Genomic DNA, 14,621 nt, shown 5'->3' with positions numbered 1-14,621 from the left:
GGTCCGTTCAAATATTTTTATAGCGCTGTCGAAATCAGGCTGTTGTGCGCTGTGAAGCCTCAACAACGGCCAGTGCTGTCATATTGACAATACCGCGCGATGTAACCGACGGTGTGAGAATATGCGCAGGACGGGCTGCACCAAGCAGGATCGGGCCGACATGCAGGGCATCGGTCACAGTCTTCAGCACATTCATGGTGATATTCGCGGCATCCAGATTAGGGAAGACCAGCAGATTGGCTTCGCCTTTTAGGCGGGAATTCGGGAATACGCGGTCACGCTGGAACTGCGACAGAGCCGCGTCACCATGCATTTCACCATCCACTTCCAGCTCCGGTGCGCGTTCTTGCAGAATTGCGCAGGCCTGACGCATTTTGGCTGCACTTTTTGAATCGCGCGAACCAAAGTTGGAATGCGACAGCAGGGCTGCCTTCGGCTCAATACCGAAACGACGGATTTCCTTGGCCGCCAGAATGGTCATTTCCGCGATTTCTTCTGCGCTCGGATCAATGGTCACATAGGTATCTGTAAAGAACAGGGTACCGCGTGAGGAGATCAGCAGGCTGAGTGTGGAAAGATCATGCAGGCCGGTTTGAACACCGAGAATCTGTTTGACCAGCGTCAGGTGACGTTCAAAACGGCCTTCGAGACCGCAGATCATCGCATCGGCTTCGTTGCGCATCATGGCCAGAGCAGCAATTACCGTCGGATTGGTGCGCACGATGGAACGGGCGGCTTCCGGTGTCATACCCTGACGGCCGGTCAGCTTATGCATCAGATCAACATAGTCACGGTAACGCGGATCATCTTCCGGATTGATGACTTCAAAATCAACACCCGGTTTGATTTTCAGCGCATAGCGCTGCAGACGGGTTTCGATCACATTCGGACGGCCGATCAGGATCGGCTGTGCAATGCCTTCTTCCAGCACCACCTGAGCGGCACGCAGAACGCGTTCTTCTTCACCATTGGCATAGATAACGCGTTTCTTGTCTGCGGAGCGGCGTGCAGCAGCAAAGACCGGCTTCATAATCAGGCCGGAGCGGAACACGAAGCGGTTGAGACGGTCGATATAGGCTTCCATATCGGTGATCGGGCGGGTTGCCACGCCGGTTTCCATAGCAGCTTCTGCCACGGCCGGAGCAATACGCAGGATCAGACGCGGATCAAACGGCGAGGGGATCAGATAATTGGCACCAAATACCGGTGTATCACCGGAATAGGCACGGGCTGCCACATCGGACACTTCTTCGCGGGCGAGAGCAGCAATTGCTTTCACCGCAGCCATTTTCATTTCTTCATTAATGGCTGTTGCGCCGACATCCAGCGCGCCGCGGAAAATATACGGGAAGCAGAGAACATTGTTCACCTGGTTCGGATAGTCCGAACGGCCGGTACAGATGATTGCATCTTCACGCACGGCGCGGGCTTCTTCCGGCATGATTTCCGGCTTCGGATTGGCCAGAGCCATAATCAGCGGGGTAGGCGCCATTTTGGCAACCATTTCCGGCTTCAATACACCTGCGGCAGACACGCCGAGGAACACATCCGCATCCGCGATAATGTCATTCAATGTGCGGGCATCGGTATCCTGAGCATAGACCTCTTTCCAGCGGTCCATAAGCTCGTTACGGCCTTTATAGACAACGCCTTCCAGATCGCTGACCCAGATATTCTTGTGCTGTGCACCAAGGCTGACCAGCAGGTTAAGGCAGGCAAGGGCTGCCGCACCGGCGCCGGAAACCGCAATTTTGGCTTTGGTGATATCTTTGCCGGCCAGCTCCAGACCATTCATAACGGCTGCGGCTACGATAATCGCTGTACCGTGCTGATCGTCGTGGAAAACCGGAATGTTCATTTTAGCGCGGAGCTGTTCTTCAACCTCGAAACATTCCGGCGCTTTGATATCTTCCAGATTGATGCCGCCGAAGGTTGGTTCCAGCGCGGAGATCACATCAACCATACGCTCGACTTTGAGCGAGTCGATTTCAATGTCGAAAACATCAATATCGGCAAATTTCTTGAACAATACGGCTTTACCTTCCATCACCGGCTTGGAAGCCAGTGGGCCGATATTGCCGAGACCGAGAACGGCTGTACCGTTGGAAATAACCGCAACCAGATTGGCGCGGGCAGTATAATCGGCAGCCAGTGCCGGATCATCCTGAATAGCAAGACAAGGAGCTGCAACACCCGGGGAATAGGCCAGTGCCAGATCGCGCTGGTTGCCGAGTGTTTTTGTTGGCTGGATTTCCAGCTTACCTGGCTTTGGCGAGCGGTGGTAAAACAGTGCCGCTTCTTCAAAATCCGAGAATTTTCTGTCTGTGCCGGATACCTGTGCGGTGCCGGTGTTATTCGTGTCGTTGGATGATTTTTTTGTCATATAATTCTTGTCCAGTCAGACGATTGGGGTAGTCATCCCCGTGACAGCTAAGCAGTTAAGCAAAAGCGGGTTCCGCTTGTGCGGGGAAATCAGTCCGCCGGACTTATTTCTTTTCCGCAATGGTCTGCCCAAACTACATTAACCAAAAACACTCTGGCGCATTTGTCTCAAAGGGAGGCGCTTCGGACAAGCGTGCCATTTTGTAGGAATAAGGTCGTATATGGGATATTCGGGCAAGTTACAAATCACAGACTGCTCATTCGGCACTGTAAAAATCAAAAAATACGCTTTTGCGGCCTGTAGCCGAAAGGGGAGCGCGATTATGTCTCAGTCAGAGTGAAATCGCGCTTAACTGAAATCCGGTTAACCCCACAATTCAGGCAGAGGCGGGGAGACAGTTGTCCCGTCATAATGCAATGCCGGTTCACGATCACGCGCCAGCAGGAGCGGTCCGTCGAGGTCGACGAAATCCGAATCCTGCGCCACCATCAGGGCAGGTGCCATGGCGAGAGACGAACCAACCATGCAGCCGACCATCACTTGCAGGCCAAGAGAACGGGCTTTGTCACGCATGACCAGTGCTTCAGTCAGGCCGCCGGTCTTATCCAGCTTGATATTCACCGCATCATAGCGGTCTTTCAGCTTTTCCAGACCTTCAGATGTGTGGGCGCTTTCATCAGCGCAGACCGGCACAGGGCGGCTGGCCTGTAACAGATAGCTGTCATCGGATGAAGGCAGCGGCTGTTCGATCAGTGCAATCCCGCATTCTGCGGCCACATTGATATTTTCAGCAAAATTATCCGCATTCCAGCCTTCATTGGCATCCAGAATGATTTGCGCTTTTGGTGCGGCTTCCCGCACGGCACGAATACGCGCAGCATCATTCTCACCACCGATTTTCACTTTAATCAGCGGATGATGTGCCAGTTTGGCGGTGGCTGCGGACATAGCTTCCGGCGTATCAATGGAGACGGTGATCGCAGTAATCAGCGGACGCGGTGCAATATTGAGCAAAGCAGCAACTGTCGTGCCGGATTGTTTTGCCTGCAAATCCCACAAAGCGCAGTCTACGGCATTGCGTGCGGCACCGGCAGGCATAAAGGATTGCAATTTCAGACGCAGGCTTTCTGCCGAGCCGCCTTGTTTCAGTAAAGGCTCAATCGCATGAATTTGTTCGCTGACTGATTCGATGCTTTCGCCGTAACGGGCATAAGGCACACATTCGCCGTGACCGCTGTGAATACCGTCACTCAATTCACACACTACGACCACTGCTTCGGTTTTGGAGCCGCGCGAGATTGTAAATTTCCCTGCAATCGGGTAGCGCTCAATAAGCAGGTTTAGATTATATTGCATTGGTACTGTCCGTAATTATAGAAATTTACGCCTGGTATAGTGCAGATAAATCATATTGGTGCAGGCGTTCGGGATTATCAGAAAGCTGATAGACTTGGATATTTGCAGAAGGGATGGAAGTAATCCGGCGCATATCTGATCCGGTTATTTCCAAACAGACTCAGGTTTTGGAAGACGCATGTTGACCGATAAAACGGGTAAAACAAGTAGCAGCCCTGCATCCGCACCCGAAATTAATGTGGTGGCGGATGATGGCGCGACTATTATCTCTTTATCCGGCCGCTGGACGTCACTGACTGTCGCCCGCGTTGATAATCAGATGCGCAAGCTGGAAAGCGGTCTTGCAGATAAAATGCAGGCGTCGGTTGTAAAAGTGGATATGGGTGACATATCCGGTCTCGATACGGCCGGAGCATGGCTGATTGAGCGTCTGCGCGTTGCGCTGAGCAAACAGCAGATCAGTGTGCATATTGATAATATCCGCCCGAGCTGGACACCGTTGCTGGAAGAGGTCGGCGCTGCGGTTGAGCGCTATCAGCTGCCTGAAAAACACCGCCGTCCGTTTTTTGCAATTGCTCTGCTCGATAAGCTCGGCCGCTTCATGTATGCGGCACGCGATGATTTTTTGATGTCGATGCATATTCTTGGCGCGACGATCCGCGGTTCGCAGATGAAGTCCGGTCGCGGCAACGGCATCAGCTATGCAGCTATCGTCAATCAGATTGACCGAATGGGCGTCGGCGCGATTCCTGTTGTCTTGCTGATGTCGACGATTATCGGTGCGATTATCGCCCAGCAGGGCGCCTTTCAGTTGCGCTATTTTGGTGCGGAAATTTTCGTGGTCGATCTGGTCGGTATTCTCGTGCTGCGTGAAATCGGGGTGTTGCTCACTGCGATTATGATTGCAGGGCGATCCGGCAGCGCGATCACGGCGGAAATCGGCTCGATGAAAATGCGCGAGGAAACCGATGCGCTGACGGTTATTGGTCTCAATCCCGTTGGTGTGCTGGTGTTTCCGCGACTGGTGGCACTGGTGATTGTTCTGCCAATGCTGACAATCATTGCCGATCTGGCCGCTTTGGCCGGTGCCGGATTTGTTGCATGGGCCTATTCGGGCATTCCGCCGGAAGCTTTTATGAGCCGGTTGCGTGACGCGATTGTGACTTCAACCTATCTTGCGGGTCTGATTAAAGCGCCGTTCATGGCGATGATTATCGGTATCATGGCTTCGGTTGAGGGTATGAAGGTAAAAGGCAGTGCAGAATCACTGGGACGCCGTGTTACCTCATCGGTGGTGAAATCGATTTTTGTGGTGATTGTCGTGGACGGCTTGTTTGCGATTTTCTACGCAGCCATCGAGTTTTAAAAATAAAGCATTACGATAAACATACGGATGAATATGACAAGCAAAGACAACCGGCAGCCATCACAGGGCACAGATGCAGGAGCGGCGCAGGAAGCCGTGATCTCCGTGCGTGATGTCACGGTTGCTTTTGGTCGTAATGTGATTTTGGACAAGCTGGAACTGGATATTCGCCGCGGCGAGGTTCTTGGTTTTATCGGTCCGTCTGGCTCGGGTAAGTCGGTGCTGATGCGCACTATTCTGGGGCTGAACCAGAAGAAATCCGGCCTGATCGATATTTTCGGGCAGGATGTTGATAAGGTCAATGAGCGCCAGAAAATGGCGATTGATATGCGTATGGGCGTGCTTTTTCAGCAAGGTGCGCTGTTTTCCTCGCTGACAGTGCTGGAAAATATTCAGGTGCCGATGCGCGAATATCTCGACCTGTCGCCAAAGCTGATGAATGAGCTGGCACGGCTCAAAATTGATCTGGTGGGGCTGAAGCCGGATACGGCGGAGAAATATCCGTCTGAACTTTCCGGCGGGATGATTAAGCGCGCTGCACTGGCACGCGCATTGGCGCTGGATCCCGAAGTGGTGTTTCTCGACGAGCCGACATCAGGGCTTGATCCGATCGGTGCAGCGGATTTCGATGATCTGATTGCCAATTTGCGCGATACGATGGGGCTGACCGTCTATATGGTAACCCATGATCTTGATAGTCTTTTTGCAATTTGCGACCGAATTGCTGTATTAGGGCAAAAGAAAGTGCTGGTAGACGGCACAGTTGAAGAATTGCTGAAATTTGACGATCCTTGGGTACAGACCTATTTCAACGGTAAGAGAGCACGGCAGATTGATATGAATGCAGCAAACCGCCGGCGCAAAAGCTCAACAATACCGGTTGAGAAAAAAGGAACGGATTTGAGCGGGACTGAAAACCAGAATACAAATCTTGATGCGGGACCAGATACGGAATTGAATCAGTAATGGAAACAAAAGCCAATTATGTTCTGGTCGGTATTTTCACACTTGCTGTGACACTTGCCGCATTTGGTTTCGTTTATTGGGCTGCGCGTTTCGGTGACGGCAATGATACGCTGCCGCTGGAAATTCGTATTCCCGGTTCTGTGACCGGTCTGTCCAAGGGCAGTCAGGTGCTGTTTAACGGGATTAAGGTTGGCGATGTGCGCCAGATGTTCCTCGATCCGCTCAACCCGAATATGGTGATTGTGCAGTCTGAAGTGAACCGCACCACGCCGATTACCCGTTCCACCAAGGCCGAGCTTTCTTCTCAGGGTTTGACAGGTATCGCTTTTGTTGAGCTTAAGGGCGGCAGCCTGATGGAGCCTAATCTGATGGAAGAGGCGGAGAAGGGCGGCTATGTGGCGCGTATCAATGCTGATCCGTCAATCTTTACCGATCTTATGGCGACCGCGAAGGATATTTTCGGCCGTACCGAGCGTGTGCTTGGCGGGCTGGAGGGCTTTGTTAATGATGCCCGTGGTCCGCTGACAGATACAGTCAATAATGCCAAGACCTTTACTGATGCGCTGGCCAAAAATGCCGATGTAATCAGTGCGATCGGCGATAATGCTGCGGATGTTCAGAAGACGATTCAGGAAGCGCGTGAAATGATGCAGCGCCTGAATGAGGCATCCAAGCGCGTGGATGGCATCATGGCCAAAGTGGACAAGCTGTTGTCGCCGGAAGACCGTGAAGGTGTTGTGGCACAGGCGAAAGCGACGCTCGCTTCTATTCAGAAAACTTCGGACAATCTGGATAAGCGTCTGGCTCCGATTGCGGATAATCTGGCGCGCTTTTCGGGCAAGGGCTTAAGCGATGTACAGTCGGTTGTCGTGGACAGCCGCCGTTCGCTGCAGCGTATTGAACAGGCGATTACCGATCTTGAGCGGGATCCTCAGCGTATTATTTTTGGTGGTTCAGGCACTGTGCCGCAATATGACGGAAGGAAACGTCACTGATGCTGAAGCATATTCTGAACTATAAACTGACAGTTCTCGGTGCCGCAGTTCTGCTGGCCGGTTGTACGACAACACCGCTCGATACATTCAGCCTCAGCTCATCGCCGCAGGTGCAGGTATCGCAGAAGCGTAAGAATGTGCAGATATTGGTGCCGACACCGGCAGCACTCAAAGCTTTGGACAGCGAGAATATTGTTATTCACGATGCGCCGGGCTCCATCACCTATCTTAAAGGAGCGCAGTGGGGCGATCGTCTGACCAATCTGGTGCAGGCGCGTCTGGTGCAGGCATTTGAAAACAGCAATGCTGTCGGTGGTGTCGGACGTCCGGGTGACGGCCTCGCCATCAATTATCAGGTGCAGGCGGAGTTGCGTGATTTCGGTATCAATGCATCGTCCTCACCGCAGACAGCCAAGATAGAACTGGCCGTTCGTGTGCTGAATGACAAGACAGGTGAAGTGCGTGCCACACGGGTCTTCACATCATCCGCACCGGTCAGCGGCGCTGGTAACAAAGCCTATATCCGCGCATTGGATGCCGGTTTCAGTGATGTGACCAGACAGATCGTTGCATGGGTGGTTTCTGTTATCTGATAAAAATCAGATAAATCTTCATGCGGCAGATAAGTATTTCTGTCTTGTGTTCTGAAAACATTGAGATATTTAATTTTTTAAAAGGCGGCATTTATGTCGCCTTTTTTCTCTCCCCAAATCAATAAAAGAAAAATATTCTGTCTGCTGTATAAAAGCTGAAATATGCAGATGCGATTCCCTTTACTGATGACATAGTGAGGGAAAAGACAGGGAGAGCAGGCCGTATGACCTTGCATCAGATATTGGCACTCATGGTTATCGCTTTGATGATGGCTGTCTTTATCTGGGATCGGTTTCGTTATGATGTGGTTGCTCTGTGCTTCCTGCTGATTTCTGTCAGTCTCGGTCTGGTTCCCTATGACAAAGCTTTCACCGGTTTTGCGGATGATATTGTTATCATTGTCGGCAGTGCGCTGATTGTCAGTGCCGGTGTGGCACGCTCGGGCCTGATGGAGGCGGCGGTGCAGCGTTTTGTGCCGCATCTCAATGCAGTGCGGCTGCAAATGCTGTTGCTGGTCGGTGTGGTGACAGTTCTCTCGGCTTTCGTGAAAAATGTCGGCGCTCTGGCCATTATGATTCCGGTTGCACTGCAATTTGCGCGCCGCTCCAATGTCTCCCCGTCGGTTTTCCTGATGCCGATGGCCTTTGGCGCACTGCTTGGCGGATTGATGACGCAGGTCGGCACATCGCCTAATATTGTGGTCTCGCGTGTGCGCGCTGAAATGGTGGGCGAGAGTTTCACCATGTTTGATTTTACGCCGGTCGGTGCAACGCTGGCAGTTGTGGGGATTATTTATCTGGCACTGTTCTACTGGCTGGTTCCGCAGCGTAAGCGCGAAAATGTCAGCGTGGATGAAGCCATTGAAATCCGCAATTATGTTTCGGAAGCACGGGTGCCGAAAGGCGCGACGGTTATCGGTAAAAAAATCACTGATCTGGTGAAACCGGCCGAAGGCAATGCGATGGTGACATCCATCTTGCGCGATACAAAACGCGTAGCACCATTGCCGGATACGGTGATTGCTGAAGGCGATGTTATTCTGCTGGAAGGTGATCCGAAAGCGCTGGATGCGATTGTCAGCAACGGCAAGCTCAAACTGACGGAAGACCGCATACCCTCGGAGAATTCCGGCTCTGCCGAGATTGAGGCTATTGAGGCGGTAATCGGCAAGGATTCCGCGCTGATCGGCACATCGGCACGCGGACTTAATCTTTATGAGAACTATGATGTTAATCTGCTGGCGGTGAGCCGTCAGGGTGAGCGTATCAGCGAGCGTCTGCGTGAGGTTATTCTTCATCAGGGCGATGTGGTGGTGTTGCAGGGACGGCAGGGGATTTTGCCGCCATTGCTGCGCGAACTGGGCTGCCTGCCGCTGGCGCGACGTACCATTCTGCTCGGTAGTGTACGGCGCGGGCTGATCCCGCTGTCGATCCTGCTGGTTGCTATCGGAATAACTGCCTTGGGCGTTGTGCCTGTCTCAATCGCCTTTTTTGCGGCGGCAGTGGCTATGGTGGTCTTTCGGGTTATTCCGGTCAGTGAGGTTTATTCATCCGTTGACGGGCCAATTCTCGTGATGCTGGCTGCGCTTATTCCCGTGAGTGATGCCTTGCGTACAACCGGCGCAACGGATGTGATTGCGCAATGGCTGACGATCTTCGCACATCAAATGCCGCCTGCCGGTGCGCTGGCTCTGATTTTGATTACAGCAATGGCGGTCACACCATTTCTCAATAATGCGGCGACAGTGCTGGTAATGGCGCCGATTGCCACCAGCTTTGCTTCCGGCCTCGGTTTTAAACCTGAAGCATTTCTGATGGCTGTGGCGATTGGTGCCGGTTGTGACTTTCTTTCGCCGATCGGGCACCAGTGCAATACGCTGGTTATGGGGCCGGGCGGATATCGTTTCAGCGATTATCCGCGCCTTGGCCTGCCTTTGTCTTTCATCATTATTTGCGTGGCCGTACCGGCGCTGATGTTCTGGTGGCCGTTGCAGTAAATATCAACCGGCCATGAAGCCGGTTGAATCTTTCTGCCAGTAACCGGCGACCAGTGTCTGGTCACGGGATTTACCAAGCTGTTTGCGCCAGTAATCGCGCATGATTTTGGCACAGTCAGCTTCACCGGCAAACCAGCCGAAACTGTCATTACCGTCCGGCCATGGCAGGGCACGGAGCCTGTCTGTCAGTGCTGTTGCGGCTGTATCCTGATCGGCATTCACAATCCATTCGATTGTCATGCCTTCAGGATGGGTGAGCGGCTGAATATCAGATTGCGTATCAACGGCAATCAGCACATGGCCGGTAACATCGGGTGCGAATTCTTCCAGCATCCGCCCGACGGCGGGCAGGCCGGTCATATCCGTACCGATCAGATATTGTTTTGCCTGTCGCAGCGGACGGCCGACCGGCCCCATCAGACCGGCAATATCACCTGCACGGGCATTTTTAGCCCATTGGCTGGCCAGTCCTGCTGTTTCATGAATATAGAAATCAATCTCCATCCAGCCTTCTTCAATATTGAGATTGCGGATGGTGTAAGCGCGCGCTGCCGGTCGTTTTGCTTCATCCGGCCAGAAGGGCAGGCCGTTCGGCCCCATGATCGGCCAGACAGGCTGCGGCACATCTTGGGTAGGCAATAATAGCCGCACATGCATCGCACCGAACAGTGAAAAGCGTTTGAGGTCTTCACCGCTGAAACGGATACGCAGCATATGCGGTGTGAAATAGTGCGCAGAGACAATGGTCATCAGCCGGAATTGCGGCAGTGGCTGCTCACCGGCATGATCGCCTTCCCAGAGAATGTCCGGTGCTTCTTCTTTGGTATAGAGTTTGATGGCAACGGCAGCCAGATCTTTCAGGCGGCTCAGCCCGACAGTTTCACCGGCACGTAATGAAACCTGATAACCTTCCGGCTGCGATTTCAGCTCGATCTGCCCGAAAGGGTAATAAAATGCGTGCAGTTCTTCTTGCGCATCATAATGCGCTTCATAGGAGTTGAGACGGTCAATAATCGGCGGCAGATAGCTTGCCCCGTTGACGAGGCGGATACTGGCATAGCTGTGCAGTGATGATGAATGCTCTGACACGGTGTTCTCGATTTTGGAAACAGGATGAACGCAAAAAAGACAGGCAGCATAAAATGCCGCCTGCCAGACTGGAGAGGATTGGCGTTTTAACCGCCGAAACGTCCGGTAATGGCCACTTTGAAAGTGCGGCCTTTGCCTTGTTCTATATCTGTAGTTGTTGCCCAGCCGGTTTGCGCGTCGGTATAGGCTTTGTTGAAGATATTATCGACGCCGAAGTCGAGCTTCACATTGTCAGTGACCTGCCAGTTGGCAAACACATTCACCAGATCGGTGCGCGGATAGACGGTCACACCATTGCTGATCGCGCGGGTAACTTTACCAAGGCTCTGATATTCAATGCCGTAAACCAGACGATCATCCAGTGCTTTAAGACCCAGCGCGGCGCTGAAATTATGCAGCGGCGTGTTACTCAGAGATTCGCCCTTATAGATACCGTCTTTCATTTCTGCATCGTTATAGGAGGCTGCGAGGTTCACATAGCCCCACCATGTGTCATAGGTGCCTTCCAGCTCCACACCGCGCAGACGGGCGGTGCCGACATTCTCGGAGGTCGTGTACTTGTCGATTTTAACGGTGTTGATGTAATCTTTCACATCAGTGTGGAAGATATTCAGTTTGGTGCGCAGCTGATCTCCGGCTTCAATCAGATTATCCTGCCGCAGATTGATGCCCGCCTCATAGGTAGTGGCGACTTCTGGTTTCAGGAACAGATTCGGCTCATAGCCGGAACCGTGAGAACCGTTCTGGCGGAACACATCCTGCATATGCGGAACGCGATAACCCTGCGCATAAAGTCCGTATAACTGGATACCCTCAATAGGGGTGATACCGACACTCAGGCGCGGGGAAACACGGTTGCCGTCGAGGCTGACATCCTGAGACGGATTACCAGGAGAGGCTTTGCTGGTGCCATCGAGCTTATAACCGTCATAACGGACAGCACCGATCACTTCGAGCCATTTCTGATATTCGCCCTGCCATTGCACAAAGCCGCCATAGGCCTGCTGCTCGCCATTGCCGAAATTGTCGGTATCGGAGCGTCCGCGCAATTTATAGTAATCCATGCCGTAGGTTACGGTGTGTTTCAGGCTCTCGGTTTCAAAACGCGAGCTGTTATGAGCGCGGAAACCGGATGTCGAAACATCATAATAACGGGTTTTTCCATAGTCTTTCAGCTGCCAGACCTGAAACTGGTCATTATCCGTCGCGCTGTGATAGGCATTGACGGACAGATCCCAGAACGGATTATCATCCGGTCTGTAGGTGTAGCTACCTGTATAGGTGCTCACCACAGTATCAGCATTATAGCGTGACAGGGTTGGAGAGGCCGAGCCGCTGCTGCCGGTGATGATATCTTCATATTTCTGGCGGGAGATGCCAAATTTCAGCTCATGGCCTTCTGCGGGGCGCAGGGTGACTTTACCCATGCCGCTGATGGTTTTTTCACCTGTCCAGCGCACATAATCGCCGTCACCATTCTTATATTCATCACTGTCACGGTAATTGAGATTACCGATGACATCGAAATTCTCATTAAAGCGGTAAGCGCCGGTTGTGCTGGTGAGGAAGCCTTTTCCATTGCTTTCATAGCGCAGCTTTTCGCTCAAAGCCCATGTTTCACCGTCATAGAGAAAGTCGCGGGCATCTTTGGTTTCAAAAGCAACCACGCCGCCAATGGCACCGGAACCATAGATGTTGGAAACAGGGCCGCGGATAACGGTCACCTGCTTGAGCAGTTCCGGTTCAATATAGAACGAGCCGGAACCGTGGCCGACACGCCAGTAATCCTGCCTTGCGCCATCCAGCGTTACTGCAACACGACCATATTGCTGAAGACCGCGAATATTAATCGAGGTTGCCGGATCATCACCGTTTAGTGAGGCGTGAACACCCGGTGTGAAGCGGAAAATATCGGCAGCAGTTGTCGGCTGAATGCGGTCGATCTGCTGACGTGAGATCAGGCTGGTGGAAGCAATCGCATCAATTACCGCCTGATCATTGCTGAGCGGGGAGATGGTTATGGTATCGAGTTCCAGCACCTGAGACTTCGCTTTGTCAGCGGGTTTTTGCTCATCTGTTTGTTGCTGGGTTTTAACCGGCTTTGTCTGGGCAAGAAGAGGTGTTGCGCTGAATGCGAATAGCCCGATTGTACTGAGCACGGTTGTACCCAGCAGACGAAACGCGGATTTCTGAGAGATTTTCATATTGCCCCCGATGATGCTGCCGGTTCACAGCGGGAGGGATTTCCGGCTATTGGCATGCATTAAGTTGACTCATTAACTCATATTAATTAGAGGCTATATAAATCATGATAAATAGAGTCAACTTTAATTATGCAAATCAGACAATTGTTCACTAAAGCGAAAAATCATCCCGATTATTACGCGATGAAGATGATATTTTTGCTCACAATCGCTCTGGTCGTTGTGGTGTTCTGGCTGAATGTGAGTTCTGCCCGTGCCGCGCAGCAACAAGGCACGGCGCAACGCATTATCACGCTCGGGCCTGATGTGACCGAAATCGTCTATGCACTCGGCGCGGATGAAAAAATCATCGCTCTTGACCGCAGCAGCAAATATCCGGCGGATACAGCCAGTAAGACCAATGTCGGTTACCGCCGCAGCCTGTCAGCCGAAGGTGTGCTGGCTCTGCATCCCGATCTGATTATCGCGTCGGAAGATATCGGCCCGCCGGAAGTGGTGGATGTGCTCAATCAGTCCGGTGTGCCTGTGCTGTATATTCCGGCAGTTAACAGCCGTGAGGGGCTGGTTACAAAAATCAGCCTGATTGCCGAGCGTCTGCAGCTGGAGCCGCAGGGGGAAGTGCTGACAAAATCGGTTACGGCAGATTTTGATGCGGCTATGGCGCATGTGCGCAAAGTCTCGGAAGGGCGCGGAAAGAAAGTGGTGTTCTTCCACGGGCTGGCGAAGCTGAGCGGTGCGGGCAGTGATACGGCGGCAGATGCCTTTATCCGCCATGCAGGGGGCTTTAATCCGCTTGCGGTCTATAAAGGCTATAAAGCCGTGTCAGCAGAATGGTTGCTGGAAGCAGAGCCGGAAGTGGTGCTGATGCTGTCCGACGGGGCAGGCGGGCCTAAAGCAGAGGATGTGTTCTCGGACAAAGCACTGCAAAACACGCCCGCAGCCCGAAACAAGGCGCTGATCGTACTTGACGGGCCCTATATGCTTGGTTTCGGCCCGCGTACGGCAGAAGCTGTGCGCATTCTTGCTGATGCACTCTATGGACAGTAATACAGATTAATCATCAGCATCTTTGGGCAGCAGCTTTTCAATGTCGTGGAAAATCTGCTGCCATTCTTCTTCATTCAGATCAAAAAGCTGGAAACTGCGCAGCAGGAAAGCACCTTCATTGGCGATGAATGCAAGACGGGTATTACGTCCTTGCCGGGTGGAGACATCCAGCCCGTCCAGTTGTTTGCGATACCATTGCCGTGTTTTATCCAGCTGTTCCGAACTGGGTTCAAGACTGGCAAGCATGGCTGCAAGACGTGAATCACCAAGCGGGTCACTGTCCCTTGTCACACGAATATGCGCCGCTATATGGGAGAGGGCATCGGTTCTGCCATTCTGCATGGCGGTCACCTGTTTGTCGAAATCAATGCCCCAGCGTGTCAGCATGGCATCGACCAGCCCGTCTTTATTGCCGAAACAATATTGCACACCGCCCTTGGTGATACCGGCGGCCTTGGCCAGCGCATCAATGGTCAAAGCCGGTGCGCCATGCTCCACAACGATCTTTTCGGCCAGATCCAGCAAATGATTGCGGTCAATGGTGCGCGGACGGCCAATTTTTTTGAGTTTTTTACTTTCCATACGTATGGATTTAAATTAACGACCATCAGGTTTCAAGCTTTTT

The 14,621-nt window shown here is 52.5% G+C and carries 11 protein-coding genes; 6 read left to right on the top strand and 5 right to left on the bottom strand.

Annotation, left to right across the window (positions count from 1 at the left end; all coding sequences use genetic code 11):
• Positions 1-34 precede the first annotated feature (34 nt).
• Positions 35-2,383: an NADP-dependent malic enzyme gene (locus tag A918_RS0107010; protein ID WP_022710371.1), complete on the bottom strand. Its 2,349-nt coding sequence runs from the start codon at positions 2,381-2,383 to the stop codon at positions 35-37.
• A 363-nt stretch (positions 2,384-2,746) separates the two neighbouring features.
• On the bottom strand, positions 2,747-3,739 hold the full coding sequence (gene dgcA / locus A918_RS0107005) for an N-acetyl-D-Glu racemase DgcA (protein ID WP_028233501.1): 993 nt from the start codon (positions 3,737-3,739) through the stop codon (positions 2,747-2,749).
• A 178-nt stretch (positions 3,740-3,917) separates the two neighbouring features.
• Between dgcA and A918_RS0107000 the strand changes: the two genes are divergently transcribed.
• The 5 genes from A918_RS0107000 (at position 3,918) to A918_RS0106975 (ending at position 9,656) form a co-directional block, all read left to right on the top strand.
• Positions 3,918-5,105, top strand: a complete 1,188-nt coding sequence (locus A918_RS0107000) for an ABC transporter permease (RefSeq protein ID WP_022710370.1) — start codon at positions 3,918-3,920, stop codon at positions 5,103-5,105.
• A gap of 33 nt (positions 5,106-5,138) precedes the next feature.
• Positions 5,139-6,071 carry an ABC transporter ATP-binding protein gene (locus A918_RS19735; protein ID WP_022710369.1) on the top strand — a complete coding sequence of 311 codons (933 nt, stop codon included), beginning with the start codon at positions 5,139-5,141 and terminating at the stop codon, positions 6,069-6,071.
• The gene (locus A918_RS0106990; RefSeq protein WP_022710368.1) at positions 6,071-7,066 is read left to right on the top strand and encodes an MlaD family protein; all 996 of its coding nucleotides are present in this window, start codon (positions 6,071-6,073) and stop codon (positions 7,064-7,066) included. The genes A918_RS19735 and A918_RS0106990 overlap by 1 nt, the downstream gene beginning before the upstream one ends.
• Complete coding sequence (locus A918_RS0106985; RefSeq protein WP_022710367.1) at positions 7,066-7,659, top strand: ABC-type transport auxiliary lipoprotein family protein; 594 nt, start codon at positions 7,066-7,068, stop codon at positions 7,657-7,659. The genes A918_RS0106990 and A918_RS0106985 overlap by 1 nt, the downstream gene beginning before the upstream one ends.
• 224 nt (positions 7,660-7,883) lie before the next feature.
• Positions 7,884-9,656 (top strand): SLC13 family permease, encoded by a 1,773-nt coding sequence (locus tag A918_RS0106975; RefSeq protein WP_022710365.1) that lies wholly within the window; start codon positions 7,884-7,886, stop codon positions 9,654-9,656.
• A gap of 3 nt (positions 9,657-9,659) precedes the next feature.
• Here A918_RS0106975 and A918_RS0106970 read toward each other — a convergent pair whose 3' ends face one another.
• Complete coding sequence (locus tag A918_RS0106970) at positions 9,660-10,745, bottom strand: siderophore-interacting protein (protein ID WP_022710364.1); 1,086 nt, start codon at positions 10,743-10,745, stop codon at positions 9,660-9,662.
• 86 nt (positions 10,746-10,831) lie between these two features.
• Entirely contained in the window at positions 10,832-12,949 is a 2,118-nt protein-coding gene (locus A918_RS0106965) for a TonB-dependent hemoglobin/transferrin/lactoferrin family receptor (RefSeq protein ID WP_022710363.1), read from the bottom strand.
• A 183-nt stretch (positions 12,950-13,132) separates the two neighbouring features.
• On the opposite strand from A918_RS0106965, the gene A918_RS19730 reads away from it, so the two are divergent.
• Entirely contained in the window at positions 13,133-13,996 is an 864-nt protein-coding gene (locus A918_RS19730; protein WP_022710362.1) for a hemin ABC transporter substrate-binding protein, read from the top strand.
• A 6-nt stretch (positions 13,997-14,002) separates the two neighbouring features.
• Here the strand turns inward: A918_RS19730 and A918_RS0106955 are convergent, their stop codons facing one another.
• Positions 14,003-14,578 (bottom strand): TetR/AcrR family transcriptional regulator, encoded by a 576-nt coding sequence (locus A918_RS0106955; protein WP_022710361.1) that lies wholly within the window; start codon positions 14,576-14,578, stop codon positions 14,003-14,005.
• Positions 14,579-14,621: the final 43 nt, after the last annotated feature.

The sequence above is a fragment of the Pseudochrobactrum sp. AO18b genome (assembly GCF_000409565.1).
Taxonomy (GTDB): domain Bacteria; phylum Pseudomonadota; class Alphaproteobacteria; order Rhizobiales; family Rhizobiaceae; genus Pseudochrobactrum; species Pseudochrobactrum saccharolyticum.
This window is presented reverse-complemented; position numbering and strand designations above follow the sequence as displayed.

Excerpts from the sequence above, each read along its gene's own strand:
- A918_RS0107010 (WP_022710371.1), bottom strand. The coding sequence starts at position 2,383 with ATGACAAAAAAATCATCCAACGACACGAATAACACCGGCACCGCACAG.
- dgcA (WP_028233501.1), bottom strand. The coding sequence starts at position 3,739 with ATGCAATATAATCTAAACCTGCTTATTGAGCGCTACCCGATTGCAGGG.
- A918_RS0107000 (WP_022710370.1), top strand. The coding sequence starts at position 3,918 with ATGTTGACCGATAAAACGGGTAAAACAAGTAGCAGCCCTGCATCCGCA.
- A918_RS19735 (WP_022710369.1), top strand. The coding sequence starts at position 5,139 with ATGACAAGCAAAGACAACCGGCAGCCATCACAGGGCACAGATGCAGGA.
- A918_RS0106990 (WP_022710368.1), top strand. The coding sequence starts at position 6,071 with ATGGAAACAAAAGCCAATTATGTTCTGGTCGGTATTTTCACACTTGCT.
- A918_RS0106985 (WP_022710367.1), top strand. The coding sequence starts at position 7,066 with ATGCTGAAGCATATTCTGAACTATAAACTGACAGTTCTCGGTGCCGCA.
- A918_RS0106975 (WP_022710365.1), top strand. The coding sequence starts at position 7,884 with ATGACCTTGCATCAGATATTGGCACTCATGGTTATCGCTTTGATGATG.
- A918_RS0106965 (WP_022710363.1), bottom strand. The coding sequence starts at position 12,949 with ATGAAAATCTCTCAGAAATCCGCGTTTCGTCTGCTGGGTACAACCGTG.
- A918_RS19730 (WP_022710362.1), top strand. The coding sequence starts at position 13,133 with ATGAAGATGATATTTTTGCTCACAATCGCTCTGGTCGTTGTGGTGTTC.
- A918_RS0106955 (WP_022710361.1), bottom strand. The coding sequence starts at position 14,578 with ATGGAAAGTAAAAAACTCAAAAAAATTGGCCGTCCGCGCACCATTGAC.